Below are 26697 nucleotides of genomic sequence, written 5' to 3'. Positions count from 1 at the left end.
CCCGGCCCTGAAGGCGTCCGGCCCGCGCGAAAGGCTTCCTCGCACGGCCGGCCCTTCCCCGGTTCGACTCCCGCCGCCCGGCGCACCCGCCTCGGCGGCCCCCGGCGCGCCCGCCCCGACGGCCCCCACGCCGCCGCTCACGGCGCCCGGGGCGCGGCACACTCACCCCGCGTCGTCCGCGCCGCGCCCTGAACCGCGGCGGCGGACACCGACTGTTTCCTGGATTCCCCCTCCCCCGCCGGGCCATCTCGGCCGCGTCACCCCCTCCGACCGTCGTAAAGCGGCCGTTCGCGCCGTAGTTGGCCGGGTTGTCGCCATCGACGCGGCCGCTGCCGGGCGTCACTGTCAGTGCTGTGGTGCACACTCACGATCAATGGCCGTACGCCTGGGGAGGACACCGTGTTCAGGGGGATCGACGAGGTCGACTGGGCCTCGATGGAGCATGCCTACGGAAACGCCGCGGACGTGCCGGTGCTGCTGCGGGGACTCGCCTCGCCGCGCCCCCAGGAGCGGGAGACAGCGCTCGACGGGATGTACGGGGCCGTGCACCCCCAGGGCGATGTGTACGACTCGACACTGGCGTCCATCCCCTTCCTCTTCTCCCTCGCCGGACAGGTGGAACTCCCCGACCGGGGAGGGATCGTGGAGTTGCTCGCCAGCATCGGAGGAGCGGACTCCGGGGACGATCCCGGGGAGCACGGCGAGGACGACGCCGTACCGGGCGAGGACCCCGAGGACCCCGAGGACGACAACCACGCGATGGCGCGCGCCGCGATCCGCGCGAGCGCCGGGGTCTTCCTGGACCTCGTCGCCGACGGGGACGCGGAGGTGCGCGGCGCCGTGCCGTCGGCGCTCGTCCGCTTCCACGACGAACCGCCGCGCGTGCTGGCCCTGTTGAGGGAGCGGCTGGCGGACGAGACGGAGGAGAGCGTCCGGCTGGCACTGGTCGAGAGCCTCGGGCTGTTCGCCCGGCTGTACGGCGAGTCCGCGGCACCGGCGGTGGACCGCCTGGTGTCGCTGTGCGCCACCCCGCACGAACCGGGGCTGCGGCTCGCGGCGCTGGGACAGCTCGCCTCGTGCGCCCCCGATCGGCTGCCGGCCGACCTCGTGCCCACCGTCATCGGCCTGCTCCACACCAGGTCACAGCGCTTCCGGCGGTCCGTCGAGCCCACACGGACGTCCACCGACACCCTCATCGGCCGACTGCGCCGCATGCGCCCCGCCGACGAGGAGGGCGCACAGCTGCTCCGGACGCTCCACAAGGCGCTGGGCGCCCGCACCGCGGACCGGATCGCCCTGATCGAGGGACAGTTGAGCAGCCAGGACACGGCCGACCGGTGCAATGCCGTGTGGATGTCGGCGGGACTGTTCCGCGAGTGGCGTGCCGCGTACGAGGAGCCGGTCGCGTTGATCGGTGAGCAACTCGGTTCGGACGAGGAGCAGTTGCGCTATGCCGCGGTGTCCGTCCTGGAGTTCCTCTTCACCCTCGCGGCCCCGGCGGCCGACCGGCTCGCCGCTCTCGTGGAGTCGGACCCGGATTCCTGGGGGTGCGGTACGGCGACGCTGGGCCGCCCCCTCAAGGCCCTGGCCAGGTCCGGCGACGCGCGGGCGGTCCCGGCCCTCGCTGAGGTCCTGCGCCACCCGGTGGTGCCCAACGAGACCGGGTACACGATCGGCCATCTGGGCCCGGCCGCTGCGCCGCTGGCCCCGCTGCTGCGGGAGCGGCTGGGCGCTGTTCCCCTCGACAGCCCGGAGACGTACAGCCGGGCCGCGCCCCTGCTGTACGGGCTCGGAACACTGCGGTACGCCGCCGCCCTGCCGGAGGTGCTGCGGCTGCTGCACGGCGCACCACGCGAACTGCGGCTCCGGGACGCACTGGTGAAGGCACTGGCCCGGGCGCTCGGCGCGTTCGGGGCGGGAGCGCACGAGGCGATACCGGCGCTGCGGGAGTTGCTGACCGGCGAGAGCGCCGCGGCGGCGGCCGACGCGCTCTGGTCCGTGGAGGCGGACGCGGAGGCGGTCCTGCCCCCGTTGCTGCGGGCGCTGGGATCGGAGAGGGACACCGGTGGTCCCCGGGTGGCGGCCGAGGCCCTCGGCCGCATGGGAGCGTTCGCCGCACCCGCGCTCCCCGGACTGCGTGGCCTGGCCGCTTCCACCGAGGTGTGGGAGCGGACGGCCGCCGCGAGCGCCCTGTGGGACGTCTCCGGTGATCCGGAACCCGTCCTGCCGGTGTTCCGTGCCGCCTGGCGCCAGAACCCGTACGTCCGGGGCACCGTCACCGAGTGTCTCGTCCGGATGGGCGGCGCCGGCGCGCCCGTCCATGATCTGGTCCGCACGGAACTCGCCTCGCCGCGCCGGCACCGTGCCCGTCCCGGCGGCCACGGCAGCGACGACGTCCTGCAGGACGAACGCCTCCTGGGCCACTGCCGTGCGGCCCTGGACGCCGCGTCCTGAACCGGCCGCTCAGCTCGTCATGCGCCCCCACAGGGGTCCGACCCGCTCCCACTCCTCGTCCCACTGCTCCATGCGCAGCTGTTCCAGGCGGCCGCGGAGGAGCCGCCCGACGGCGAAGGGGACGCCCGCCGCGCCCACGCCCACCAGGACGCCGACCAGGGAGGCCCGCACCCGGGCCTCGGCGGCGGTGGTGGGTCTGGTGACCAGGCGGCCCTCGGGGTCGGTCCACACCGTGACCGGGGTGCCCGCCGGGGTGCCCGCGTAGACCCGTACCCGGCCCGAGCGGTGGGTGCCGTCCGGCGCGGTCCAGCGGACCGTCGCCCCCACGACGCGGGCGCCGGACTCGGTCTCGCTCATGTCCGGCGCGTCCTCGGTCAGCCGGGCGGGAACGGCATGCCAGCGCGCGCGATCCAGGGCGAGGCCGTGCTCCACGGTCTGGGCCGCCGCGAGGCCCGTGACCGCTCCGCCGAGCACGGTGAACGCCCAGGCCGTGAGCATGATCCAGGCCTCCAGGGCATCGCTGCGCCGCCGCAGCGGGTTGCGCCGCCACCGCCACAGCCAGACCTTCGGACCACGGAATGCCGCCATCGAGGCATCCTCCTCACCACCGCACGGACACGCCACATCTCCCTCCCTTACGCGCCCGCTCCCCGCGATGCTCACACCGTGCCCGTCGGCTCGTCCGGCCCAGGAGCCACAGGGCCGCACGGCCCGCCCGGCACCGGGCACCGCGAACCCCTGCCGCCGGCCGACGCGACCCGTCCGAGCTGCGGAAACGCGCGTCCCGGAGGTGACTGTCAGTGCCGGGGTGCAGACTGGCCCGTATCGCAGACAACGACGTCGCGGAGGTGGCCTGTCATGGCCGACGTACTGCTCACCGTAGGCACCCGCAAGGGCCTCTTCATCGGGCGACGGCGCGGTGGCGCCTGGGAGTTCGACGACCATCCCTACTTCAACGCCCAGGCGGTGTACTCGGCCGCGATCGACACCCGGGGTGACCGGCCACGGCTGCTGGTCGGCGGAGACAGCGCGCACTGGGGCCCGTCCGTCTTCCACTCCGACGACCTGGGCCTGACGTGGACCGAACCGGCGCGGCCCGCCGTCAAATTCCCCAAGGACACGGGCGCCTCGCTGGAGCGGGTGTGGCAGTTGCACCCGGCTGCCGCCGAACCGGACGTGGTGTACGCGGGGACGGAGCCGGCCGCGTTGTACCGCTCGGAGGACCGGGGTGAGTCCTTCGAGCTCGTCCGTCCCCTGTGGGAGCACCCCACCCGCTCGAAATGGGTCCCGGGCGGAGGCGGTGAGGGGCTGCACACCATCCTCACCGACGAGCGCGACCCGCGGGCCGTGACGGTCGCCGTCTCCACGGCCGGCGTCTTCCGCACCGCCGACGGCGGCGCGAGCTGGGAGCCCGCCAACTCCGGTGTCTCCGCGGTGTTCCTGCCGGATCCGAACCCGGAATTCGGGCAGTGCGTGCACAAGGTCGCGCGCGACTCGGCCAACCCGGACCGGCTCTATCTGCAGAACCACTGGGGGGTGTACCGCAGTGACGACGCGGGCGGGCAGTGGACCGACATCGGTGCGGGTTTGCCGTCGACGTTCGGGTTCGCGGCGGCGGCGCATCCGCACCGCGGCGACACTGCCTACCTCTTCCCGATCACCGCGGATTCGGACCGGGTCCCGGCCGACCGGCGGTGCCGCGTCTTCCGTACGGCGGACGCCGGAAAGAACTGGGAGCCGCTGACGGCGGGACTGCCCTCCGGGGACCACTACGGCACAGTGCTCCGCGACGCGCTGTGCACGGACGACGCGGACCCGGCGGGCGTGTACTTCGGCAATCGCAACGGCGAGGTGTACGCGTCGGCGGACGACGGCGACAGCTGGCAGCAGCTCGCCTCGCACCTGCCGGACGTCCTGTGCGTCCGCGCGGCGGTGGTGGCCTGAGACCCGGAGGGATCCAACGGCCCACCGCGACAGGCGCCTTGTGCCGGGGACGTCCGATTCGACGAGGAATCGGTCATCCTCGGTCGCGCGGCGGACACCGGTTTGATCTCCGCCGCGTGTACGGCAGTAGGGTGACGCCCGTGGCACCACGACCGTTGCATGAGATCGTCGAACCGGGCTGGGCGAAAGCCCTGGACCCCGTGGCCGGACGCATCGCCCAGATGGGCGACTTCCTCCGTGGGGAGATCACCGCGGGACGCACCTACCTACCGGCCGGGGCGAATGTCCTGCGGGCCTTCCAGCAGCCCTTCGACGAGGTGCGCGTCCTCATCGTCGGGCAGGACCCCTATCCGACCCCGGGACATGCGGTGGGGCTGTCGTTCTCGGTGGCCCCGGACGTACGTCCGCTGCCTCCCAGCCTGATCAACATCTTCCGTGAGCTCAACACCGACCTCGGGGTGGCCCAGCCGTCCAACGGCGACCTCACTCCCTGGACGAAGCAGGGCGTGCTGTTGCTCAACAAGGCGCTCACCACGGCTCCGCGCAACCCCGGGGCCCATCGCGGCAAGGGCTGGGAGGAAGTCACCGAACAGGCGATACGGGCGCTGGCCGCCCGCGGGCGCCCGCTGGTGTCGATCCTCTGGGGCCGCGACGCCCGCAATCTGCGTCCCCTGCTCGGCGATCTGCCCTCGGTGGAGTCCTCGCACCCCTCACCGATGTCGGCCGACCGCGGCTTCTTCGGCTCACGCCCCTTCAGCCGCGCCAACGACCTGCTGACCAGGCAGGGAGCCGAGCCGGTGGACTGGCGCCTGCCGTGACCCGCGACGGCGTCCACGGCACCCGGCAGGGCGGTTCGGGCCCGTCCGCGGTGCTGGGCGTGGACTCCGGAGGTTCGGGACTGCGCGTGGCTCTCGCCGCGCACGGGGTGGCGGGCGACGCCGGCTCCCCCGTGCGACAGGGTTCGACGCCCTCCGGTCCCCCGACGCCGCTCAGTGACCCGCTGACCTCCAAGGAGCCGGTCCGTACCGGTCCGCGCGGGATCTCGGCGGGGCATCTGCTGGATCAACTGCTGCCGATGGCACGGCGGTTGATGACCGAGGCAGGCGTCGATCAGCTCGCTGCCGTCGCCGTCGGCGCGGCCGGTCTCGCCACGCTCGGCGACGAACTGCGGGCCGAGCTGCCGACGGCTCTGGAGCGTGAACTAGCGGTACGGCGGCTCGCCCTGGCGGCCGACGCGGTGACCGCGTACACGGGCGCCCTGGGTCCGCGGGCCGGCGCCGTGATCGCCGCGGGCACCGGTCTGATCGCGATCGGTACCGACCTCGCGTCGTGGCGCAGGGCCGACGGGTGGGGCCATCTGCTCGGCGACTGCGGCGGCGGCGCGTGGATCGGCCGCGCGGGCCTGGAGGCGGCCCTACGGGCGTTCGACGGCCGACCGGGCGGCTCGGCGGGGCTGCTGGCGCGGGCGGAGGAGATGTTCGGGCCGATGCCGGGACTGCCGGGCCGGCTGTACCCGCGCACCGACCGGCCCGCCGTGCTCGCCTCCTTCGCCCCGGAGGTGGCCTCCCTCGCCGGGAGCGATCCTGTGGCGGCGGACATCCTGCGCGCCGCCGCACGGCACCTGGCCGAGTCGGCCGCGGCGGCCTGCCCGGTCGACGGCGAGCCCCGCCTCGCGCTCACCGGGGGCCTGTTCAAGATGGGCGACCCGCTCCTCGTACCCCTGCGCGAGGAGTTGGCCGAGCGGCTGCCGCACGCCCGGCAGGTGCCGGCCGCGGGCGACCCGCTCGACGGCGCGCTCCGGATCGCCGCCGACCTGGCGGACGGCCGGCTCGTACTGCCCCGGGACGAGCGGATGTTGTACGTGGTGACCGAAAAGACGTATCCGGAAGCCAATGGCCGGATTTCGCCGTAGTCCCGACAAGACCGCGAGTACTGACCATTTCTGATCCGTACGTAACTCATCAGACAAAAGCGGACGGATACCGCTCACCTGCACCCTCCCCGAACAGGGGAGCCCAGGAAGCCAGTAACATGCGGCGCCATGAGCTCCCCCACTGGGCCCGCGTCCGGCCTGCCAGTACGAATGCCGCGACCCCGCCAGCCCGGGCGGCACCGCCGTCCGGAACCCCTGGCGGCTCCCGAGGGCGCGCCCGCGCTCGTCCTCGCGGTGCCGGGCACTCCCAGCGCCGCAACGCGCAGCCTCGCCGAGGAGGTCGTGAGCATCGCGCGCTCCGAGCTCCCCGGCCTCGACGCCCGCATCGGGTACCTGGACGGGGACGACGAGTTCCCCACGCTGCAGTCCGTGCTGACCCACGCCGCCGAAGAGCGCACCGCGCGCTTCGAGCAGGCCCGTGCCGCCGGTTCCGACGTGGCCGAGCCCGACGGCCCGGTCGGCATCGTGGTCCCGCTGCTCGCCGGTCCGGACAACGCGCTGCTGCGCCGGGTCCGCCAGGCGGTCATGGAGAGCCGCGTCGCGGCCGAACTGACCGATGTGCTCGGCCCGCACCCGCTGCTCGCCGAGGCCCTGCACGTGCGCCTGTCCGAGGCCGGTCTGGCCCGCGCGGACCGCGCCCGGCTGTTCACCGTGGCGACCGCCGCGGACGGCATCGTGCTCGCCACCGTCGGCGGCGAGGAGGCCGTGCAGGCGGCCGGGATCACCGGCATGCTGCTCGCCGCGCGGCTCGCCGTGCCGGTCATGGCGGCGGCGCTCGACGCGGAGGGCTCGATCGCGGCCATCGCCGAGCAGCTGCGCGGCTCGGGTTCGCAGAACCTCGCGCTCGCCCCGTACCTGATCGGTCCGGAGCTCGACGCGGGTCTGCTCGACGCGGCCGCCAAGGAAGCCGGTTGCAACGCCGCCGAGGCTCTCGGCCCGTACCCGGCGATCGGCAAGCTCGCGCTCGCCCAGTACACATCGGCGCTGGGCATCGCCCCGCCGCAGACCCAGGGAGCACCGGCCTTCTAGTCGGCCGGTACACCCGCACGACCCGTACAACCCGCACATCGAAAAAAGGGCCCGCTCCTGCAGGAGGGGGCCCTTTCCCGTGGATGCGCGACTTGTCCGGCCGCCGCGCGGGGCGCACCGCGCGAACGTCCCGGCCGGGTCAGCCGAAGACCACGCAGGACGCCGCGGGCGCCTGGACCGAGCCGCCGCGGCGCGGCACGCCCGTGTCCGGGTCGACGGTGAACCAGGTCACGTCGCCGGAGCGCTCGTTCGCCGCGTACAGGAAGCGGCCCGAGGGGTCGAGGGCCAGCGCACGGGGCCAGACGCCGCCGCAGGGCACCGTGGCGACGAGCTTGAGCCCCTCGCCCACCGCGTCGGGCGTGAGCACGGACACGACGTCCTGACCCCGGGTGGCGGTCCACACGAAGCGGCCGTCGGGCGAGACGACGATGCCCGAGGGGTACGCGTCGCCGTCCGGGAGCCCGGACAGCACCGGCGTCTCTCCGACGGGCCGCAGCGACCCCTCGGCGGCGTCCCAGCGGCAGACGGTGACGGTCGGGGCGAGTTCATTGAGGACGTAGGCGTGCTCGCCGCGCGGGTGGAAGACGAGATGGCGCGGCCCGGAGCCGGGGCGCAGGGCGATCTCGCGGTGCAGGGTGAGCGTTCCGCCGGCGAGGGAGCACACCCGGACGGAGTCCGTGCCGAGGTCGACGCTCACCGCCCAGCGGCCGGTGGGGTCGGGCTGCACCTGGTGGGCGTGCGGGCCCTGCTGCCGCGGCGTGTGGGGGCCGGAACCGGTGTGCTGGAGCACGCTGGAGGCGGCGCCCGCCAGTCCGCCGCCGGGACGGATCGGCACGGCGGTGACGCTGCCGGAGCCGTAGTTGGCGGTCAGGACATGTCCGTCGAAGACGCTGAGGTGGGTGGGGCCGCTGCCGCCGGTCCGGATCGGCGGACCGGTCAGCTCCGGCTTGTCGGCGTGCACGCGGTAGGCGGCCACCGCGCCCTCGGCCGTCTCGCTGACCGCGTACAGGACGTCGCGTGCGGGCGACAGCGCGAGGTACGAGGGGTCGGGGACGCCGTCGACCGCGCTCAGGACGGTGAGCGCGCCGCTGCTCGGATCCATCGCCGCGGTGAGGACGCCGAGGCCTCCCGCCGCCGTGAACGAGCCGATGAACGCCCGCTGTTGCGCCCTGCCGCCGTCTGTCACTGCCGTCCCCTCTCGGTCCCGCGTCGTCGGGGGCGACGGTAGCAGTCGGGGAGCTGCGGTCTAGACCAACCCGGGTGGGTGGGGCGGGGCGGCCGGATCGGCGGGTCGGCGCGGTGCCACGCCCCGCGCCCGGTCGAGGGCCTCCGGGTGGTGGACGTACGCCGGAGTCCGTTCGACGGTCTCGAAGGTGCGGTGGAAGACCGGCGTGGCGCTGCCGGAGATCGGGGGCACGATCCAGGACCAGTCGGCGCCCACCGGGCGGCCCTTGCGCTCCTCGCGTCCCAGGTGCGTCAGGAAGCGCCGGGACTCGGTGTGATGGTCGGTGACGGTGACGCCCGCGCGGTCGAAGGAGTGCAGGACGGAGCGGTTGAGCTCGACGAGGGCGCGGTCCTTCCACAGGGAGCGGTCGGTGCTGGTGTCGAGCCCGAGGCGTTCGGCGATGAACGGCAGCAGGTCGTAGCGGTCGGTGTCGGCGAGGTTGCGGGCGCCGATCTCCGTGCCCATGTACCAGCCGTTGAAGGGTGCGGCCGGGTAGCAGACGCCGCCGATCTCGAGGCACATGTTGGCGAGCGCGGGAACCGCGTGCCAGCGCAGCCCGAGCGCGTGCCACCAGGGGTGCTCGGGGTGCGTGAGCTCGACCTCGAGCACCGCGTCCCCGGGCAGCGCGAACCAGCGCGGCCCGGCGCCGGCGTCCTCGATCACCAGCGGCAGCACGTCGAAGGGTGTTCCGGGGCCGCCGGGCCAGCCGAGCGCGCGGGCGGCCGCGGTGAGGCCGACGTTGCGCGGGTCGCCGGTCACACCGCCGTCGGGGCGTGCGTAGCCCGCGTACCGGATGAGCTGTTCGCTCCAGATCCTGGGGCCGGGGCGCTGCGGCGTGTCCGGCGCGAAGACCGTGATGAGCGCCCGGATTCGGCCGTCGCGCGTGGCCTCCCGCAGGTGGTCCGCGGACGCCTCGGCGACCTCCTGCGCGTCCCGCACGTCCCGGCGGTCGCGCACGCTCAGCGAGTGCCAGTACAGCCGGCCGATGCAGCGGTTGGCGTTGCGCCAGGCGACCCGCGCGCCGAAGACGAGTTCCCGCGTGGTATGCCGGTACGTGCCCGTGTCCGCGATCTCCGCGCGGACGGCGGCGATCCGCCGGGCCGGATTCCCCAGGCGCTCCTCGATGTGGTGGAGCGTGATGAACTCGGCGGCGGCGCCGGGGAGGTCGCGGGGGCCCGCTTCCGGAGCGCGTGGGGGCGGGAGTGGGGCCGAGCGCGGTCCGTTCCGGGCGGGGCCGGTCCGTCCGGTGCCGGTCCGTCCGGTGCCGGCCCGCGGGTCCGGCCCGTTCCGGCCGGTGTCCGGGGCGGGTCGGGTCAGTGCCTCGGCAGCGGCTCCCCCGGCGGTCAGCCGCCCGCGGAGCCCCGGGATCGGGGTGGCGCCCCGGTCGGGCCGTAACCGTGCCATGGCGTCGACCTGCGCGGAGAGGGCGCGGAGCTCCGCGACGGACTCCCCGAGGGGGGCGTCGGCCGGAGGCGCGGGCGGGGACACGTCGTCCGCCCGGCGGGGCTCCGGGACCTCGTGCGGCGCACGCGACCGCGCGGGGTCCCCGTGGCGGTCGGCCGGGGCGTCGGGCGCGTACGGGTCGTGAGGCTCCGTGGCGTCCGTACGGCGGCCGTCACGGGCTTCGCGGGCGTACGGCGGGCCGTCGGCGGCGGGCGTCGTCGCGAGGCCCGCCAGCGGGCGTCTGCGCCGCCGTTCAGGATCTTCGCCGTCGTACTCGTCACCGTGCCGCATCCGGTCCAGCCAGCCGCCCGGACCGGCGCCTCCGGGGGACGGGTGCGCCAGGTCCGCGGTGCCGGTGGTGCGCTCTTCGTCCGTGGTTCCGCGCGGGAAATCGCGCATGGTGCCGCCCCCAAGAGTTCCGCCCGCGGGCCGCTCCCGCCCGGGTCCGCGGAGTCCGTGCGTCCGATAGCCGCGGAGTTACCCGGCGGGTGCGGTGATCCACCCTGTAGATGGCCGGTAAATCTGCCTCATTCCGGGCGTCCGTGTCCACAGACACAGGAATGCCGTGGAGCGGAACGGACGGCGGTGCGACGCCTCGGGAAGCGGCCCGAGGGACCTCAGGCGGCGATGACCTGCGAGCCGCGCAGCGGTGTCGCCAGTTCGACGAGCGCCTGTTCCAGGCCGTGCAGGTGGACGAGCGCCTGCTCGGCACCGGGGTGGTGGCCCGGGGCGCCGTGGTGGGCGGTCAGGGCACCTCCCGGTACGGCGCCGACCAGGGACTCCATCGCCGTCTCGACACGTCCGCAGGCCGCCGTGAGGCGGGCGTCGTGCGAGGCCTCCGGGTCGGCGGCGACAGCGGCGAGACCGCGCACCTCGCGCGCGCAGTCGTCGAGCAGGGCGAGGATCGCGCGGGCCCTCGCCTTGCGTTCCCGCATCGGGTTGAGCGGATGCACCAGGGGCGCGAGAGCCATCCGCACGCGCCCCAGAAGTGCTTCGAGCTCCCCCGCGCGCGGCGCCGGGTCGGCCTGGGCGTCGCCCGCGAGGCGTCGGGCCGCCGCCGCGGTGCAGCCGTGCACCGCGTGCAGGGCGCGCTCGATCCACCGGTCGGTGACCGTGTGCGTGGTGATGGGCAGGACCAGCGCGACGGCGAGCGCGGCACCGAGCGCGCCGACGCCGGTCTCGGCGAGCCGGAGAGCCAGCAGTCCGGGGTGCAGCACGCCGAGCAGCCCGTAGAGCGAGCCCGCCATGACGGTGACGAAGAACATCATCCAGCTGTACGAGGGCGCGGCCGTGTAGAAGATCCCGAAGACGCACACCGCGACGAGGGCGGCGGTGGGCGCCGGGGCGCCGTGCAGCGGTACGGCGATCAGCAGCCCGGCGACGATCCCGGTGACCGTGCCGACCACGCGCCGGAAACCGCGGACGAGCGTCTCGCCGCGCGAGGCCGTGTTCACGAAGATCCACCACGCGGTGCCGACGGCCCAGTACCAGCGGTCGTGCGAGAGCAGCTGGCCCGCGGTGAGCGCGAAGGCACAGGCCGCGGTCGCCTGGAAGGCCTGGCGGGTGGCGGGGCGCGCCAGCCCGCGTCCGTCCAGCGGCAGCGGCGCGGCGGGCAGGGGGCTGCGCCGCTCGATGCACCAGGCACCGAAGCGCACCACCGAGGACGCCGCGAGCGACAGCGCGACGGCGGCGTACAGCTGCGGGAGCTGGCCGGGCACGGCGTGCAGGAACTGGGTGGTGAAGAACATCATGAACGCGAAGATGCCGAGCGCGTGCCCGCGCGGGCCGAAACGGCGGGCGTACACCCCGCAGAAGACCACGGCGAGCCAGGTCACGTCCCGCAGCGCCGGCACCCCGTGCAGGGCCGTCGCGACCGCGAGGACCGGGAAGCCGACCACCGGCAGCAGCGCGGTGGTTCCGGCCTGGCCGCGCACCGTCGGGTCGCCGACGGTGAACAGGGCGAGGAGCGCCGCCAGCCCGCCGGTGATCGACGCGGGGAGCGAGAGCCCGGCCAGTTCGCACAGGGTCACCGCCAGGCCGATACCGAGGACCGCCCGGAGCGAGACCCGCAGCCGGAACAGTCCCGGATCCGGAGCCATGAACATCTTCTTCACCGTCGGCGGCCCGCCCCCACTTCGCACTTCAGTACAGGTTCCGCATGCGCAGCGCACATGCGAAAGGCGCCGCGGGTCCGGTACGGCGTCCTTGCCGTCCGGCGCTGCGCAGCGCCATCAATACGCACAAGGTAAGCAGCAGCCTGGAACTGGCTCAACCGGCACGATTCCGGCTGGGCCATTGGTACTGTTGAAGGTGATGAATGTCGGCCACAGGGAGGCCAACGGACCATGGCCGTGGACGAGCTCGACACCCGCATCCTGCGGCTGCTCCTGGAACAGCCGCGCACCAGCGTCCGCGAATACGCCCGCATTCTCGGCATCGCCCGCGGCACGCTCCAGGCCCGCCTCGACCGGCTGGAGCGGGACGGGGTGATCACCGGGACGGGCCCGTCCCTGTCCCCCGCGGCCCTCGGCCACCCCGTCCTCGCCTTCGTGCACATCGAGGTCACGCAGGGCCATCTCGACGATGTCGGCGACGCGCTCGCCGCCGTACCGGAGATCATCGAGGCGTTCTCGATCACCGGCGGGGGCGACCTGATCGCCCGGGTCGCCGCGCGCGACAACGCCCACCTGGAGGATGTGATCCAGGCACTGATCAGCCTGCCCGGCGTGGTCCGCACCCGGACCGAGGTGACACTGCGCGAGCGCGTCCCGCACCGGTTGCTGCCGCTGGTGGAGTCGATCGGACGGGCCGCGAGGAGCTGACCCCGCCGACGCGGAACGTCCGGCGCCCGCGGGCACGTTCCGGAGGACCCGGTGAGGACCGAGGGGAGCACGGCTGTGCGGCTGTGCGGCTGTGCGGCTGTGCGGCTGTGCGGCTGTGCGGCTGTGCGGCTGTGCGGGATCTTCCCCGGGCATGCTTGACCGCATGAGCACTTTCGGCAGCACGTCGGTCATCTTCGACCTCGACGGAACGCTCGTGGACAGCGAACCGAACTACTTCGAAGCGGGACGCCGGACCCTCGCCGGGCAGGGCGTCACGGACTTCACCTGGGCCGAGCACGAGCGGTACGTCGGCATCAGCACCCGGGAGACGATCGCGCTCTGGAAGGAGCGCTACGGTCTGACGGCCCCGCTCGACACCCTGCTCGCCGAGAAGAACCGCCGCTATCTGGAGCTGGCCCGCGCCTCCACTCCGGTGTACCCGGAGATGCGGACGTTCGTGGAACTGCTGGCCGCCGCCGACGTCCCGATGGCCGTGGCCTCCGGCTCCTCGCCCGAGGCCATCGACGCCATCCTCGTCGGCACGGGCCTCGTCTCGCGGCTCACGGCCGTCGTCTCGGCCGACGAGGTGGCGCACGGCAAGCCGGCCCCCGACGTGTTCCTCGAGGCGGCGCGGCGGCTGGGCGCCGCCCCCGCGGACTGTGTGGTCCTGGAGGACGCCGCGCCGGGCGCCACCGCCGCACACGCCGCCGGCATGCGCTGCATCGCCGTCCCCTATGTCACCGCACAGGCAGACGACCCCGCCTTCGCGCGCGCCGATCTGCTCCTGCGAGGCGGCCAGGCCGAGTTCACGGCCCGCGCCGCGTACGACTGGCTTTCGAGGACCGTGCTCCCGGCCTCCCGCGGCCGGGCCTGACGGGCCTGCCACGGCCGCGCCCGCCACGACCGATTCAGCCGGCCGCCGCCGTCGTCGTTCCCGCCCCGTCGTGGTGGATCGGCGTCCCTGATCCGGTCAGCGGCATCCCCGTGCCGCCTCGCGCCGCCGCGACGATCTCGGCCGCGATGGACAGGGCCGTCTCTTCGGGGGTACGGGCGCCGAGGTCGAGGCCGATCGGGGAACGCAGCCGGGCCAACTCGGCCTCGGTGAGGCCTGCTTCGCGCAGACGCCGGTCGCGGTCCCGGTGGGTACGGCGCGATCCCATGGCGCCGACGAACGCGACCGGAAGGCGCAACGCCACCTCCAGCAGCGGGACATCGAACTTCGCGTCGTGCGTGAGCACGCACACGACGGTGCGGTGGTCGGTCCCGGTGCGCCGGAGGTAGCGGTGCGGCCAGTCGACCACGACCTCGTCCGCCTCCGGGAAGCGGTCGCGCGTGGCGAAGACGGTACGGGCGTCACAGACCGTCACGTGGTAGCCGAGGAACGTACCCGTCCGCACCAGCGCGGCCGCGAAGTCCACCGCCCCGAACACGATCATCCGGGGCGGCGGCACGCTCGACTCGACGAACAGCGTCACCCCGCCCGGGCAGCGGGAACCGTCCTCCGCGATCTCGACCGTGCCGGTGCGCCCCGCGTCGAGCATCGCCCGCGCCTCCCCGGCCGCGCTCCGGTCCAGCTCCGCACCGCCGCCCAGATCGCCGTCGTACGACCCGTCGGCACGCAACAGCATGGCCCCGCCCAGCAGTTCGGCCGGACCCCGGGCCACCCGGGCGAGCGCGACCGCGTCTCCCCGGACCACCGCCGCCGGCCACTTCGCGAGCACCGGCGCGGCGGCGCGCACCGGCGTGACCAGCACGTCGATGACCCCGCCGCAGGTGAGGCCGACCGCGAAGGCGTCCTCGTCGCTGTACCCGAACCGCTCCAGCACCGTCCTGCCGTCCTGGAGCGCCCGCACGCACAGGTCGTACACCGCGCCCTCCACGCAACCGCCGGAGACCGAGCCGACGGCCGTTCCCCCGGCGTCCACCGCGAGCGCGGCACCGGGTGGGCGCGGCGCGCTGCCCCCGACGGCCACCACCGTGGCCACCGCGAAGTCCCGGCCCTCCTCGATCCACCGGTTCAGCTCGCGGGCGATGTCAAGCATGTCCGCCCGCACCCGCCGCCAGTACCCGGTCCGGCCGGATCGGCAGGGTCCGGTGGCGTACGCCGGTCGCGTGCCAGACCGCGTTGGCGATCGCGGCGGCCGCTCCCACGACCCCGATCTCGCCGATGCCCTTGATGCCGATCGGGTCGTGCGGGTCGGGGTCGTCCAGCCAGTCCGCCTCGATGGCGGGTACGTCGGCGTGCGCGGAGAAGTGGTAGCCGGCCAGGTCGGCGCCGACATGCCCGCCGGAGGCCTGGTCACGGATCGCCTCCTCGTGCAGGGCCATGGACAGCCCCCAGGTCATGCCCCCGATGAACTGGCCGCGCGCGGTCAGCGGGTTGACGATCCGGCCCGCCGAGAAGACGCCGAGCATCCGCCGAACGCGCACCTCCCCGCTGGCGACGTCGACCGCCGCTTCGGCGAACTGGGCCCCGAAGGTGTGCCGTTCCATGTTCGCAAGCGCGCCCACGGCGGCCGAGGTGTCCGACCGCACGGTGATCCCCTCGGGCGGGACCGCCCCGCCCGGCACCAGCCGGTCCCGCAGCTCGCGCGCCGCGGCGATGATCGCCCAGGACCAGGAACGGGTGCCCATCGAGCCGCCGGCGATGATGGCGGACCCGAACGCGCTGTCCCCGATGCGCATCCGGACGCGGTCCGGCGACACTTCCAACGCGTCGGCGGCGACCAGGGTCAGCGCGGTCCGCGCACCCGTCCCGATGTCCATCGCGGTGACCCGTACGGTGAACGTGCCGTCCGCCTCCGCCGTCACGGCCGCGGTCGAGGGGGCCGACAGGGTCGGGAACGCCGCCGCGGCCGTGCCGGTGCCGAGCAGCCAGCGGCCCTCGCGGCGAACACCCGGCCGCGGGTCGCGGTCCGCCCAGCCGAACCGGCGGGCGCCCTCCTCGAAGCAGCCGCGGAGATTGCGGCTGCTGAACGGCAGTCCGGACAGCGGACCCACGGCCGGTTCGTTGCGCAGACGCAGGGCGATCGGGTCGATGCCGCACTTCTCGGCGAGTTCGTCGAGCGCCGACTCCAGGGCGAAGGACCCCGGTGCCTCGCCCGGCGCGCGCATCCACGTCGGGGTCGGGACGTCGAGCGCGACCACCCGGGTCACGGTGCGGTGGGCGTCCGCGTCGTACAGCGGACGTCCGAAGTCGGCGCTGCGCTCGACGAATTCGTGCACGGTCGAGGTGAGGCACTCCCCCTCGTGATCGAGCACGCGCAGCCGTCCGTCGGGGTCGGCGCCCAGCCTGACGCGCTGCGTCGTGGGACTGCGGTAGCCGACGAGCGAGAACATCTGACGGCGGGTCAGTACGACGCGGACCGGGCGGCGCAGGACCGATGCCGCCATCACCGCGAGCACCGCGTGCGGCCGGGTCCCCTTGGACCCGAAGCCGCCGCCGATGTGCTCGGACCGCACCCGCACCGACTCCGGGTCGAGGGAGAACAGCTTGGCGAGTTCGTCCGCCACCCACCCGCTGCCCTGGTTGGAGTCGATCACGTCGAGACGGCCGCCGTCCCAGCGGGCGGTCGCGGCGTGCGGTTCCATCGGGTTGTGGTGCTCTTCGGGGGTGCTGTACCGGGAGTCCACCACGATCGCGGACGCGGCGAGTTCGGCCGCCGCGTCGCCCTTGCCCTCCTCGGCGCTCTCCGGGGTGTACATCCCGGGGCGCCCGGCGAAGAACGCGACGTCGTGCGGCTCCTCGTCGTACCGGACGACCAGCGCCTCGGCAGCTTCCCTGGCCTGCTCGGGCGTCTCGGCGACGACCAGCGCCACCGGCCGGCCGACGAAGGGCACCCGGTCGTGCTGAAGGAGCTGAAGCCCCGGGTCGGGCGGACCGAACAGGGTCATGTAGTCGCTCTCGAGCCGGGGCGCGTTCCCGTGGTGCAGGACGGCGAGGACACCGGGCATGGCGAGCACGGGCGCGTCCTCCACGGACCGGATACGGCCGCGCGCGATCGTGGACAACACGATCCATCCGTGCGCCAGTTCGGGGTGGGGAACCTCTCCGGCGTAGCGCGCCGATCCGGTGACCTTGGCGACGCCCTCCACCCGTGTGCGCGCCGAGCCGACCGCCTTCGTCACCGTCACGCTGTCGGTGGTGGTACTCATCGCGAGGCCTCCTCTGCGAGTTCGGACAGCACGGCGACGACGAGGTTCCGCATCAGCTGGACCTTGTAGCCGTTGTGCGGCAGTGGTTCCGCGGCCGCCAGTTCGGCGTCCGCGGCGGCGGCGAAGGCTTCGGCACTCACCGGGCCGCCGAGCAGGGCCCGTTCCGCCTCCCGGGCCCGCCACGGCCGGGACGCCACGGCCCCGAAGGCCAGCCGCACGTCGTGCACGGCACCGTCCCGGACCTCGAGCGCGGCGGCGATCGAGCCGATGGCGAAGGCGTACGAGGCGCGCTCGCGCACCTTCCGGTAGCGGGACCGGGCGGCGAGGGGGGCGGGCGGAAGGGTGACGGCGGTGATCAGGGCGCCGGGCGGCAGCGCGGTCTCCCGGTCCGGGGTGTCACCGACGGGCCGATAGAGGTCGGCCAGCGGCAACTCACCTGTACCGGAGGCCGTTTCGTACGAGACGACCGCGTCGAACGCGATGAGCGCGACCGCCATGTCGGAGGGATGGGTCGCCACGCAGTGTGCGGAGGCGCCGAGGATCGCGTGGTTGTGGTGCTCACCCGCGACGGCCGGGCAACCACTCCCGGGCTCCCTCTTGTTGCACGCCTTCGACAGGTCGGTGAAGTAGCCGCACCGGGTGCGCTGGAGCAGATTCCCGCCGACCGTCGCCATGTTGCGCAACTGCCCCGAGGCGCCCGCCAGCACGGCCTGCGCCAACGCCGGGTAATGACCGCGCACTTCGGGGTGGGCCGCCAGGTCGCCGTTGGTGACGGTCGCTCCGATCCGCAGGCCGGTCGCCGAAGTGAAGTCGATCCGGTCCAGGGGCAGTTCACGGACGTCCACCAGCCTGGCCGGTCGCTCCACCCCGGCCTTCATCAGGTCGACGAGATTGGTGCCGCCGCCGAGGAAGCGCGCGTCGGGGTCGTCGGCGAGCAGGGCGACCGCGCCGGAGACGTCGACGGCGCGCTCATAGCCGAACTCCCTCATGCGACGCGCTCCTCGATGGCCGCGGCCCCCGGCTCGACGGCGCCCTCGACCTGCGACCCGGCAGCCCGCGCGACGGCCTCGACGATCGACACGTAGGCGCCGCAGCGGCAGAGGTTGCCGCTCATCCGCTCCCGGATCTCCTCGGCGTCGAGGGGCGGTGGTCCCGCTTCCGGCCGGACGTCGGGGGTCACGGCGCTCGGCCAGCCGGCCGCGTGCTCCGCGATCACCCCGAGGGCCGAACAGATCTGTCCCGGGGTGCAGTAGCCGCACTGATAGCCGTCGAGGTCGAGGAAGGCCTGCTGCACCGGATGCAGGCGGTCCCCGTCCGCCACGCCTTCGATGGTGGTGATCGCCCGCCCTTCGGCGGCCACGGCGAGTTGCAGACACGAAACGGCCCGGCGCCCGTCGATCAGCACCGTGCAGGCACCGCATTGCCCCTGGTCGCAGCCCTTCTTGGTGCCGGTGAGATCGAGTCGCTCGCGCAGTGCGTCGAGCAGGGTGGTGCGGTGGTCGACCGGCAGCGTGTACTTGTCGCCGTTGATGTGCAAGGTGATCGCGCTGGACGTCGGTGAGGCCGTCGATTGGGCCATGGTCAGCCTTCTTTCGCGTGTGGGGCGCACGTCGAAGTCACCTGTGCGGTGCGCGTCGAGTCGCCTGCGCGGTGCGCGTCGAAGTCGTCGAAGTCGTAGAGGTCGTCGAAGTCGTCGAAGTCGTCGAAGTCGTCGAGGAGAGAACCGGACTCGTACGGGAGCGTCGAGGGCGTACGGGAAATCGAGAGGTCGCGGCCGGAAATCCGCCGGGTGCGCGAGAATGCCGGTCGGTGACAGGTTCCGGCCATCCGCGCGGAGCGGGTCAGCCGCTAAAGTGGGCTCTAAGCGGACAGCTGTCCACTATCGACGAACCTAACGGACAGCTGTCCGGTTAGCAAGGGCGGTCCGGCCGTGGCCCCGGGAGGAATCCGGCCGTCGTTCCGGAAGGAGTACGCGTGCACCCCAGCAAGGACACACCGGCGGGCTCGGGAGCGCCCGCACGTCCGGACGGCCCCCTGCGCTCGGACGCGCAGCGCAACCGCGAGCGCATCCTGGCCGTGGCCCTGGCGGAGCTGACCCGCTCGGCGGACACACCGCTGAGCGCGATCGCGAAGAAGGCGGGGGTCGGACAGGGGACCTTCTACCGCAACTTCCCCCATCGCGAGGCCCTCGTCCTGGAGGTCTACCGCTACGAGGTGCAGCAGGTCGCCGACACGGCGCCGCACCTGCTCGCGACCCGCGCACCGGATCAGGCGCTGCGGGAGTGGATGGACCGTCTCGCGCAGTACGCCATGGCCAAGGCGGGCCTGGCCGAAGCACTGCGGTCGGCCACCAGCACACCGCGGGGCACGCTCACGAAGCTGGGACACGGGCCGATGAGTTCGGCGGTCGCGCTCCTGCTGAAGGCCAACGAGGACGCGGGCACCATCCGGCCCGGGGTGACCCCGGACGACTTCCTGCTCGCCATCGCCGGGCTCTGGCAGCTCGACCCGCACGGGGACTGGCAGGCGCGCGCCCAGCGCCTGCTGGACCTGGTGATGGACGGCCTGCGCGTGGGCGCCCCCGGACCGGGCACCCCCGCACAGGAGACCGGACCGGGCACCCCCGCGCAGGAGAACTGAGCCTGCACCCGCGGGGGCGGGTTACGGGCCGGACGCGGGCCGCCCCGTGACGGTCAGCGACGGACCAGCCGGGCGTGCGTGGCGGCCGGCGATCCGACCAGCTCGGCGACCCGGTAGCCGTCGATCCCGTCACCGAGGTTGTCGAACAGGCGCTCGCCCCGGCCCAGGAGCCGCGGGACGATGGCCAGGTGCAGTTCGTCGATCAGCCCGGCGCGCAGATACTGCTGGACGGTGGCCGGTCCGCCGCCGAGCCGGACGTCCTTGCCCGCCGCCGCCTCGAAGGCCCGGGCGAGGACCGTCTCGGGGGGCTCGTCGGTGAAGTGGAAGGTCGTTCCGCCCTCCATGGCCACCGAGGGCCGCAGGTGGTGCGTGTGCACGAACACGTCGTTGTGGTACGGGGGGTTGGGGCCCCACCAGCCCGTCCACGACTCGTCCTCCCACGGTCCGCGCTGGGGCCCGAACATGTTGCGGCCCATGATCGTGGCGCCGATGTTCTCCTCACCGCGCCCCACGTACTCGACATCGATTCCCTCCTTCCCGTCGGCCAGGTCACGCATGGCGGCGAACATCCATTCGTGCATCCCCTCGAAGCCCTCGCCGAGCGGGTGCTCCAGACGCTGACGGGGACCGGCCGCGTAGCCGTCCACCGAGACCGTGATGTTGTGTACGCGCAGCTGGGGCATGACCGTGCTCCTCGGGTCCGTGGTTCCGCTCTCACCCATGCGTCGAACGGGACACGCCTGGATCGACACCTTCTCCCGGAATCCCCGAAATACCACGCGACCGCGCCCGGTGTCGGCCGCACCCTCTGTTCCGCCACCCGCTCCTGGCCGGCCCATGTCGGGCCCTCACCCGGAGGAGGAGGACCGGTTCAACCCGGCAGTGATCGCCTGCCCTGTCACGCTTGCCGTGAGATAGGGGCGAACATCATGCGCCTTCGCACCGTTGTGGACCACCAAGTCATTGACGCGGCTGCCGAACCGCGGGCCCAGTTCCTTCACCAGCGCCACGGCATCGCCGCGGTCGGCGATATTGGTCCACCGGCTGACAGGGGCCGGCCACCTTCCGGACCCCGCGCTGGGCTGCGGAAGAAGTCGGTCGAACACCAGACGCGGCACCCCGAGCGGAGAACCGAGGGTGACCAGCGTCAGGTCGGGCCACTCCGGGTGCGCGCACAGGGTCTCGTACGCCACGACGCTGCCGAGCGAGTGAGCGACGATCACCTCCGTACGGCCGGTCACAGCGCAGGAGAGTCTGTCCTGGATGCGGGCACGGAGTTCCGGCTCGGTGAAGTAGCGGCGGAGCTGCCGAGCGCTGTAGATCATCAGCCGCTCGCTCAACCCGGCGAAGAATGCGGAACGGCTCAGCACATTCAGCGCCCGCTGCACCGTGTCCGAGGTGCGCATCCTGGCAACCGCCTGCTGACCGTCCGTCCTGCCCTCCTCTCGGGCCACCGCCTCCGACCACCGGAGGAGCAGCTCGCGCTCCAGCCCCTCCTCCACATCACCGGCATCGAGCTCGGGTATACCGAGCCCTCTGTGACCCGTTGGGCGGAAGACATCGCCGTAGAACGCCATGTCGACCTCGGAGGAGCTCAGTTGGGGCCCGCCGGCCAGGTCGATCCCGTCACGCAGCGCGGGATACCAGTGCGCGAGCAGGGTTTGGGCGCCTCTGAGCTGCTGTGCAATGCCATGGACGAGGACGACACGACTCACGAGATGATGCCCCGTTCCTTCCCTAGTCCGACCGGATGGATACCGAGAACGACGACGCCCATCTGCGTCGCGACACACACCCGATCGCCACCGACCGCGAGATCGAGCACGCCACTGCCGATGTCGAGTTCCGCCGACCAGCTCGCGGACCTCAGGTCCCATACCCGTGTGATGCCATAGCCGTCAGCCGCGATCAGCATCGGCGTTCCGCTGATGTCCGCGACCCGAAGTGCCCGGACGGCTGACGGGAAGGGTTCCAGCTCGACGCCTGCGTCGCACCGGTCGGCCAGATCCCAGAAGCACACTCTCCCGTCACCCGCGCCCGCGACCACCACGGGCCGATCGAGTTGGACGAAGTCCACGCTGAACGCTCCCCGGCCGTGGCCACCGATGGGTTCCGAGAGTTGCTCCCCTGTACACAGGTCCCACAGCCTGACCGTTCCGTCCACCGACGCACTGGCGACCATGTCCGAATCGCCGACCCGGCACGCCCTCAGGTCCATCACCTCGGCCGTGTGACCGGACATGGGCGGGCACACGGGCGACTGGGTACGCAAGTCCCAGGCATGCAGGGTGTGATCCATCGCGGCCGACACCAGAAGGAGTCCGTCCTCGACCGCGTGCAGACATGTCCGCCACGAAGAGCCGGCCTGTTTGCCCAGTCGGCGCCGAGGCTTCAGGCCCCACGCCTCCACCTCGGTCCAGGTCCCCCGGACCACGACAATCTCGCCGTCGGCCTCGGTACTCGCCCCGTCGAACACCGCTTGCGCCGCCGACGCCACATGGGCCGCGATCTGCGTACCGTCGCCGAGATCGTGAATCCGCACCGTGCCATCGACACTTCCCGTGACGACCATCTCCCCGCCGTCCGGAGCAGGCACCACATCCACGGACACGAGGGCTCGATTCACCCCGCACAACGGTTCCCCGATCGGCTGTGCGGTGGCCAGGTCCCACACACGCACCTCGCGCGCGTACGCGGTGATGGCCACGAGGTTGCCGTCCACTCGCCCCAATGCCGGAGCGGGCGAGTCTTCCGTACGGTTGAGCCTGGTGAGACCCTCCAGCGGTGCACCGAGGGCAGTGCCCCCATCCAGATTCCATACGCGGGCGGTGTCGTCGTAGGCAGTGGACGCCAGGAGCGTGGCCGCCCCGGCACGGACCAGACTCGCCGCGGTGATGTACCCGGTGTGCCCGAGCAACGGTTCACCCACGGGTGTCCGGGACTCGATGTCGTGCACGTAGAGGCCGTTGCCCTCGCGGCTGGACAGGACGACCGGACGGCTCTCGTGGAACGCCACACCCACGGCCCGCGCGGTGGGCGTCAGATCCTCGATGTCGAAGTGCGCCGCGGGCCCGCAGGGGTGGGCCGTCTCGCCGGCTCCCAAACGCCACACATAAGCGTGATCGAGCGAGGTGGCGATCGCGATCTCCACGTGCTGAGCGGTCGAGCGGACCGCGAGGTGACGGACCGCGCCGATATGTCCGGACAGCGGAGGCAGCACGGGCTCCCCGGACCGGGTGGACCAGACACGGACCGTCCCGTCCTCCCCTCCGCTGATCACGAGCGTCTCGTCGGCGAGCCGGCCGATCGCCACGCAGCGCACGACATTGGTGTGTCCCGTGAGCGGCGCGCCCAGTGGCTCACCGCGCAGCGGGTCCCAGAGACGCACATCGGTGTCGGATCCACCCGTGACAGCGAGCAGGCGCCCTCCCACATCTCCCATGGCCACGGCGAGGACCTGACCGTGGTGACCGACCATGGGCCGTCCGGCCTGGTTGCGTGTGCGGAGGTCCCACAGCCGCGCCGAACCGTCCTCCCCTCCGGTCAGGGCCAGAGGCCGACCGCGTACCTCCCGGAAGGAGACGGAGTGCACCTGGCCCGAGTGGCCGTCCGGCGGCTGGTCACTCGACAGGTCCCAGATGCGCGCTGTTCGGTCGTCGCCGACCGTTACCGCCAGCGAGGCGTCTCCCCGGTCGGTGAGTGCGGCGGCTGCGATGTCGCCCACATGGCCGCGGAGCGGGTGACCGAGCTGTCGCAACGTCCGCAGATCCCAGAGTTTCGCCTCGTGCGCGCCGGCGGTCAGGGCCACGGCGCGGCCGCTGAAGTCACCGATCATCGCGGAGGCGACTCCACTGCGTACGAGATAGCGATGGGCAACCACCTGCTCGCCGAGCTGACGCCGTTCGGCGAGGTCCCACAGACTGAGCATGCCGGACTGGTCGCCGACGAGCGCCACCGAGCGATCGTCCAGCCGTCCCAGGGACACCGCCGTGACCGCCTCCGCGGGGCCGATGAGGGGGCTGCCGTCGATGCGGGGATCGCCACCGGCCAGAACGTCGCTCAGATCCCAGACGTAGACGGCCTTGTCCTCACCTCCGGTGACCGCGACCGGACGCCCGTCGAGATCGCCGAGGGCGGCATCGCGGACCGTGCGCTTGTGCACGGCCATTTCGCATCCGAGCTGCCGCCTGGCGACCAGGTCCCAGATACGCGCGGTGCCGTCCTGGCTGGCCGTCAGCACGACGGGCCGCCCGTCGATGGCGCCGATGCGCATGGCATCGATCCGGTTGGTGTGGCCTGTCAGCGCCCGCCCGTACTCCTGTCCCGCCGAGAGGTCCCAGACCCGCACCGTGCCGTCGACGCCTCCGGTGAGCGCGACCGTGTAGTCCTCCAGGTCGCCGATGGCGATCGCGCTCACGGCGATACCGACCGGCAACGGCTCGCCGATCTGCCGCTGGGTCGTGAGATCCCAGACCCTCGCCGTCTTGTCCAGCCCGCCGGTCACCGCGATGGGCCGTCCGTCGAGATCTCCGATGTCCACACAGACGACCTCCTTGGTGTGCCCGCTGAGAAGCCGGTGGGCACCACTCGCGGACCACCAGGCCCAGCGCGCGGTCCACGGCAGCTCGACACCCAGCCTGCCGATGCGGTCGGCCAGTTCGTTCGCCTCGCACCGCCGCGCTGACAGCTGCAGATCGGACGCTCGGCTGCCGAGCGACCGGTCAGCAGTCATGCGGTGTGCCACCTGCTCGTACGCCGTCCGCACCCGCCTCGGCCCGTCGCCGTCGATCGAGGTGAACGCACGTAACAGGCCGAGCGGTTCGCTCGCCAGGAGAAATCCCGGGTCCTTGACGAGATCGACGAGCACTCCCGCCGCGCCCGCATGAGTGGCCAGATGCCTCTGCAGATAGGGCGGGGCCGCGAACCAGTCGGCGCGGCCGTTGTCGGCGCTCGCGGGAACGATGCCGGTGAGAGCGTCGACCACGGTCCGTTGAATCTCCGCGGCGGGACGGCCCGTGGTGGTACGAAGATGTTCTGCCAGAGCCTTGTGGTAGAGCCGATAGACCGAGCGGCCGTCGTCATCGATGACTTCGGCGACGTAGGCGCCGGCGACGTCGAGCAGCCAGGAAGCGTCCCGCTCGGTGCACACGGCGCCGGAGATCGCGGAGCTGAGTGTCGTCCACACCTGTCCGCGGGGAAGGCCCTTGCCCTCCGAGAAGGCGAGCGGGAGCAGCATGCGGCGCACCCTTGACTCGTCCGGGCCGAAGCGGGCCAGATAGTCGTCGAACGCCTCGCCCACCTCGCTGGGCAACTCCTCCTCCCAGCCCTGCCGCGACACGTCCACGACGGACCGGTCCGACCGCAACGTACGAGCTGTCGTTCTGGCGTAGAGGTAGACACCGTCCGCCCGTGCAGCGACACCATTGGCAACGGTCCGGGCCAGTTCAGGCAGGTGGCGATAGGGCGTGCGGACCTCGGGTTCCTCTGTGGCCAGCAGCACCTTGGTCACATATCCGGTGACGTCCTCCTCGTCGGCGCAGTAGCCGGGGAGGTCGAGGTCCAGGCACGTGAACGTGGGCCCCAACGGCGTCACCAGTTCGTGGCGCGTGCCCACGAGCAGCCGCACTCCGGGGATTTCCGCCATCGGCCGCAGCAGCTCACGGGTGATGCGGCGCGGCTCGCCGTGTCCGCCGGCGTCGGCGGCGGTGTCCGAACCCGCCTCGTCGACGGCGTCCACGACGATGACGACGGGTGGTCCCTGGCGGCTTCGGCGAGTGAGTTCCTGGAGCAGAGCCGCCGTACCGTCCACTTCGGTGCCGAGTGAGGTGGCGATCCGTTCGACGACCTCCTCCAGCCGCTTGTGGCGCGCGTGCACAGCGGCTGTCACGCATCCCTCGTGGACCACGGTGGCGGGATCGACGCCCGCCAGGTCGAATCGCGCACGGTACAGACCGTCCGACAGAGCGACGATCCTGCCGAGCACCGCCGACTTTCCGCATCCGGGGCTTCCGGTGACGACCCGCCCCCGGCCGTCGCTGTCAGCGGCGGTGAGCCACTCCACCAGCTCGGTCAGCACGCGGATGCGTCCACTGAAGTAGAGCCCCTGCTCGGACTCGAACTCCACGCCTCGCGATCGCGGGCCGAAGTGCTCGGTGAGATCACGCGCGGCCACGCGGCGCTGCACTTCCAGGTCGGTACCCAGCGGTGGCAGCTCATCCCGGAAGCCCGCGTTCGGCAGGAAGGGTGCCAGGCCGGTCACCAGCCCGCCTGCGAGCTCGGCTCGCTGCCCGCGCCCGTCGGCGTCGAAGCACTCGTTGACGGCTTTCACGAGTTCGGTGAGGTCCACGTACTGCTGGCGCTGTCCAGTGCGGTCCGTCGTGACCTGTACGGAGAGGCGCAGCGCGGCCGCGAAGGCACCGTCCTCGGCGATGTCCTTCCGGCGGGCCGAAGCCAGGAACCACAACCCGCTGGAGGCTCCTGAGCCGCCGTGCCGATAGGCCAGGGCCTGAAGCGCGACTCCCGCGGCGTCCGCGCCTCCTGCCCCGGCAGAGCAGGTGTCCAGGATGAGGAGAAGATGGCGCAGGTCCCCTCTGCAGAGGATCCGCACCAGGTCTTCGGTGGCCAGCGCGGTCGTGGCCGGGTCCTCCTCGTGGGAGTCCCAGCACATCAGATAGTGCCGGTCCCTGTCCTCCACGAGTCCGTGGCCCGCGAAGTACAGGACCACCACGTCGTCGGGGGTCAGGCGGGCGTCCGCCGACCAGTGGCGCAGTTTCTGCCGTATCTGCTCGGCACTGTCGTACTCGCCGAGTCCTGGCAGCACGGACCGGTATCCGAAGCCTTCGAAGAGTTCGGTCAGGGACCGGACGTCTGCGGGCACCTCATGGAGTTGCTCCTCCGCTGGGAGATGGCAGTAGCGGCCCGTGCCCAACGCTATGAAGAATCTCCGCCCCACACGCAGCCCCACTGTCGCGCTCCGACTGGCTCACGGAAGAACTGTAACGACGTGATCGCCATCCGTATCGGTCAACCGGTGAAGACGAGCGGATACGTCC

19 protein-coding genes and 1 pseudogene are annotated in these 26697 nt (G+C 72.7%); 8 read left to right on the top strand and 12 right to left on the bottom strand.

Features of this window, described 5'->3' with window-relative positions; genetic code table 11:
* Window positions 1–399 precede the first annotated feature (399 nt).
* Window positions 400–2454 (top strand): HEAT repeat domain-containing protein, encoded by a 2055-nt coding sequence (locus OOK38_RS28495; RefSeq protein WP_266848910.1) that lies wholly within the window; start codon window positions 400–402, stop codon window positions 2452–2454.
* A 9-nt stretch (window positions 2455–2463) separates the two neighbouring features.
* Here the strand turns inward: OOK38_RS28495 and OOK38_RS28490 are convergent, their stop codons facing one another.
* A complete protein-coding gene (locus OOK38_RS28490; protein WP_266848909.1) occupies window positions 2464–3042 on the bottom strand; it encodes a hypothetical protein in 579 nt (192 codons plus the stop codon).
* 270 nt (window positions 3043–3312) lie between these two features.
* Between OOK38_RS28490 and OOK38_RS28485 the strand changes: the two genes are divergently transcribed.
* The 4 genes from OOK38_RS28485 to OOK38_RS28470 all read left to right on the top strand — a co-directional run bounded on the left by OOK38_RS28485 (window position 3313) and on the right by OOK38_RS28470 (window position 7360).
* Window positions 3313–4398 (top strand): exo-alpha-sialidase, encoded by a 1086-nt coding sequence (locus OOK38_RS28485; RefSeq protein WP_266755864.1) that lies wholly within the window; start codon window positions 3313–3315, stop codon window positions 4396–4398.
* 140 nt (window positions 4399–4538) lie between these two features.
* On the top strand, window positions 4539–5216 hold the full coding sequence (locus OOK38_RS28480) for a uracil-DNA glycosylase (RefSeq protein WP_266755865.1): 678 nt from the start codon (window positions 4539–4541) through the stop codon (window positions 5214–5216).
* Complete coding sequence (locus OOK38_RS28475; protein WP_266755866.1) at window positions 5213–6310, top strand: N-acetylglucosamine kinase; 1098 nt, start codon at window positions 5213–5215, stop codon at window positions 6308–6310. The genes OOK38_RS28480 and OOK38_RS28475 overlap by 4 nt, the downstream gene beginning before the upstream one ends.
* 129 nt (window positions 6311–6439) lie before the next feature.
* A complete protein-coding gene (locus OOK38_RS28470) occupies window positions 6440–7360 on the top strand; it encodes a sirohydrochlorin chelatase (protein ID WP_266755867.1) in 921 nt (306 codons plus the stop codon).
* 139 nt (window positions 7361–7499) lie between these two features.
* Here OOK38_RS28470 and OOK38_RS28465 read toward each other — a convergent pair whose 3' ends face one another.
* The 3 genes and pseudogenes from OOK38_RS28465 to OOK38_RS28455 all read right to left on the bottom strand — a co-directional run bounded on the left by OOK38_RS28465 (window position 7500) and on the right by OOK38_RS28455 (window position 12133).
* Window positions 7500–8546 carry a lactonase family protein gene (locus tag OOK38_RS28465; protein WP_266755868.1) on the bottom strand — a complete coding sequence of 349 codons (1047 nt, stop codon included), beginning with the start codon at window positions 8544–8546 and terminating at the stop codon, window positions 7500–7502.
* Window positions 8547–8606: 60 nt separating this feature from the next.
* Window positions 8607–9737 (bottom strand): annotated as a pseudogene (locus OOK38_RS28460) (nitric oxide synthase oxygenase); the annotation flags it as partial.
* 908 nt (window positions 9738–10645) lie between these two features.
* Window positions 10646–12133 carry an FUSC family protein gene (locus OOK38_RS28455; RefSeq protein WP_266755869.1) on the bottom strand — a complete coding sequence of 496 codons (1488 nt, stop codon included), beginning with the start codon at window positions 12131–12133 and terminating at the stop codon, window positions 10646–10648.
* A gap of 240 nt (window positions 12134–12373) precedes the next feature.
* Here OOK38_RS28455 and OOK38_RS28450 point away from each other — a divergent pair, with 240 nt between their 5' ends.
* Together OOK38_RS28450 and OOK38_RS28445 are read left to right on the top strand one after the other, a co-directional pair.
* Window positions 12374–12850, top strand: a complete 477-nt coding sequence (locus OOK38_RS28450) for an Lrp/AsnC family transcriptional regulator (protein WP_266755870.1) — start codon at window positions 12374–12376, stop codon at window positions 12848–12850.
* A gap of 163 nt (window positions 12851–13013) precedes the next feature.
* Window positions 13014–13724: an HAD family phosphatase gene (locus OOK38_RS28445; RefSeq protein WP_266755871.1), complete on the top strand. Its 711-nt coding sequence runs from the start codon at window positions 13014–13016 to the stop codon at window positions 13722–13724.
* Between the two features lie 34 nt (window positions 13725–13758).
* Here the strand turns inward: OOK38_RS28445 and OOK38_RS28440 are convergent, their stop codons facing one another.
* The 5 genes from OOK38_RS28440 to OOK38_RS28420 are packed head-to-tail and all read right to left on the bottom strand — an operon-like array spanning window position 13759 to window position 18832.
* A complete protein-coding gene (locus OOK38_RS28440; protein WP_266755872.1) occupies window positions 13759–14892 on the bottom strand; it encodes an XdhC/CoxI family protein in 1134 nt (377 codons plus the stop codon).
* Window positions 14885–17005 (bottom strand): xanthine dehydrogenase family protein molybdopterin-binding subunit, encoded by a 2121-nt coding sequence (locus OOK38_RS28435; protein ID WP_266848908.1) that lies wholly within the window; start codon window positions 17003–17005, stop codon window positions 14885–14887. The genes OOK38_RS28440 and OOK38_RS28435 overlap by 8 nt, the downstream gene beginning before the upstream one ends.
* The gene (locus OOK38_RS28430; protein WP_266755874.1) at window positions 17002–17994 is read right to left on the bottom strand and encodes a xanthine dehydrogenase family protein subunit M; all 993 of its coding nucleotides are present in this window, start codon (window positions 17992–17994) and stop codon (window positions 17002–17004) included. Before OOK38_RS28430 ends, OOK38_RS28435 begins: the two co-directional genes overlap by 4 nt.
* Window positions 17991–18584 carry a (2Fe-2S)-binding protein gene (locus tag OOK38_RS28425; protein ID WP_266848907.1) on the bottom strand — a complete coding sequence of 198 codons (594 nt, stop codon included), beginning with the start codon at window positions 18582–18584 and terminating at the stop codon, window positions 17991–17993. Before OOK38_RS28425 ends, OOK38_RS28430 begins: the two co-directional genes overlap by 4 nt.
* 2 nt (window positions 18585–18586) lie before the next feature.
* On the bottom strand, window positions 18587–18832 hold the full coding sequence (locus tag OOK38_RS28420; protein ID WP_266848906.1) for a hypothetical protein: 246 nt from the start codon (window positions 18830–18832) through the stop codon (window positions 18587–18589).
* A gap of 207 nt (window positions 18833–19039) precedes the next feature.
* Here OOK38_RS28420 and OOK38_RS28415 point away from each other — a divergent pair, with 207 nt between their 5' ends.
* A complete protein-coding gene (locus tag OOK38_RS28415; RefSeq protein ID WP_323178853.1) occupies window positions 19040–19645 on the top strand; it encodes a TetR/AcrR family transcriptional regulator in 606 nt (201 codons plus the stop codon).
* Between the two features lie 53 nt (window positions 19646–19698).
* Here OOK38_RS28415 and OOK38_RS28410 read toward each other — a convergent pair whose 3' ends face one another.
* The 3 genes from OOK38_RS28410 to OOK38_RS28400 all read right to left on the bottom strand — a co-directional run bounded on the left by OOK38_RS28410 (window position 19699) and on the right by OOK38_RS28400 (window position 26597).
* The gene (locus OOK38_RS28410; protein WP_266755877.1) at window positions 19699–20328 is read right to left on the bottom strand and encodes a dihydrofolate reductase family protein; all 630 of its coding nucleotides are present in this window, start codon (window positions 20326–20328) and stop codon (window positions 19699–19701) included.
* 165 nt (window positions 20329–20493) lie between these two features.
* Complete coding sequence (locus tag OOK38_RS28405; RefSeq protein ID WP_266848904.1) at window positions 20494–21360, bottom strand: hypothetical protein; 867 nt, start codon at window positions 21358–21360, stop codon at window positions 20494–20496.
* Window positions 21357–26597: a caspase family protein gene (locus OOK38_RS28400; RefSeq protein ID WP_266848902.1), complete on the bottom strand. Its 5241-nt coding sequence runs from the start codon at window positions 26595–26597 to the stop codon at window positions 21357–21359. The genes OOK38_RS28405 and OOK38_RS28400 overlap by 4 nt, the downstream gene beginning before the upstream one ends.
* Between the last annotated feature and the right edge of the window lie 100 nt (window positions 26598–26697).

Source organism: Streptomyces sp. NBC_00568 (assembly GCF_026341855.1).
Classification (GTDB): domain Bacteria; phylum Actinomycetota; class Actinomycetes; order Streptomycetales; family Streptomycetaceae; genus Streptomyces.
The sequence above is the reverse complement of the archived record's forward strand: the minus strand, read 5'-3'. Positions and strand labels throughout refer to the sequence as shown.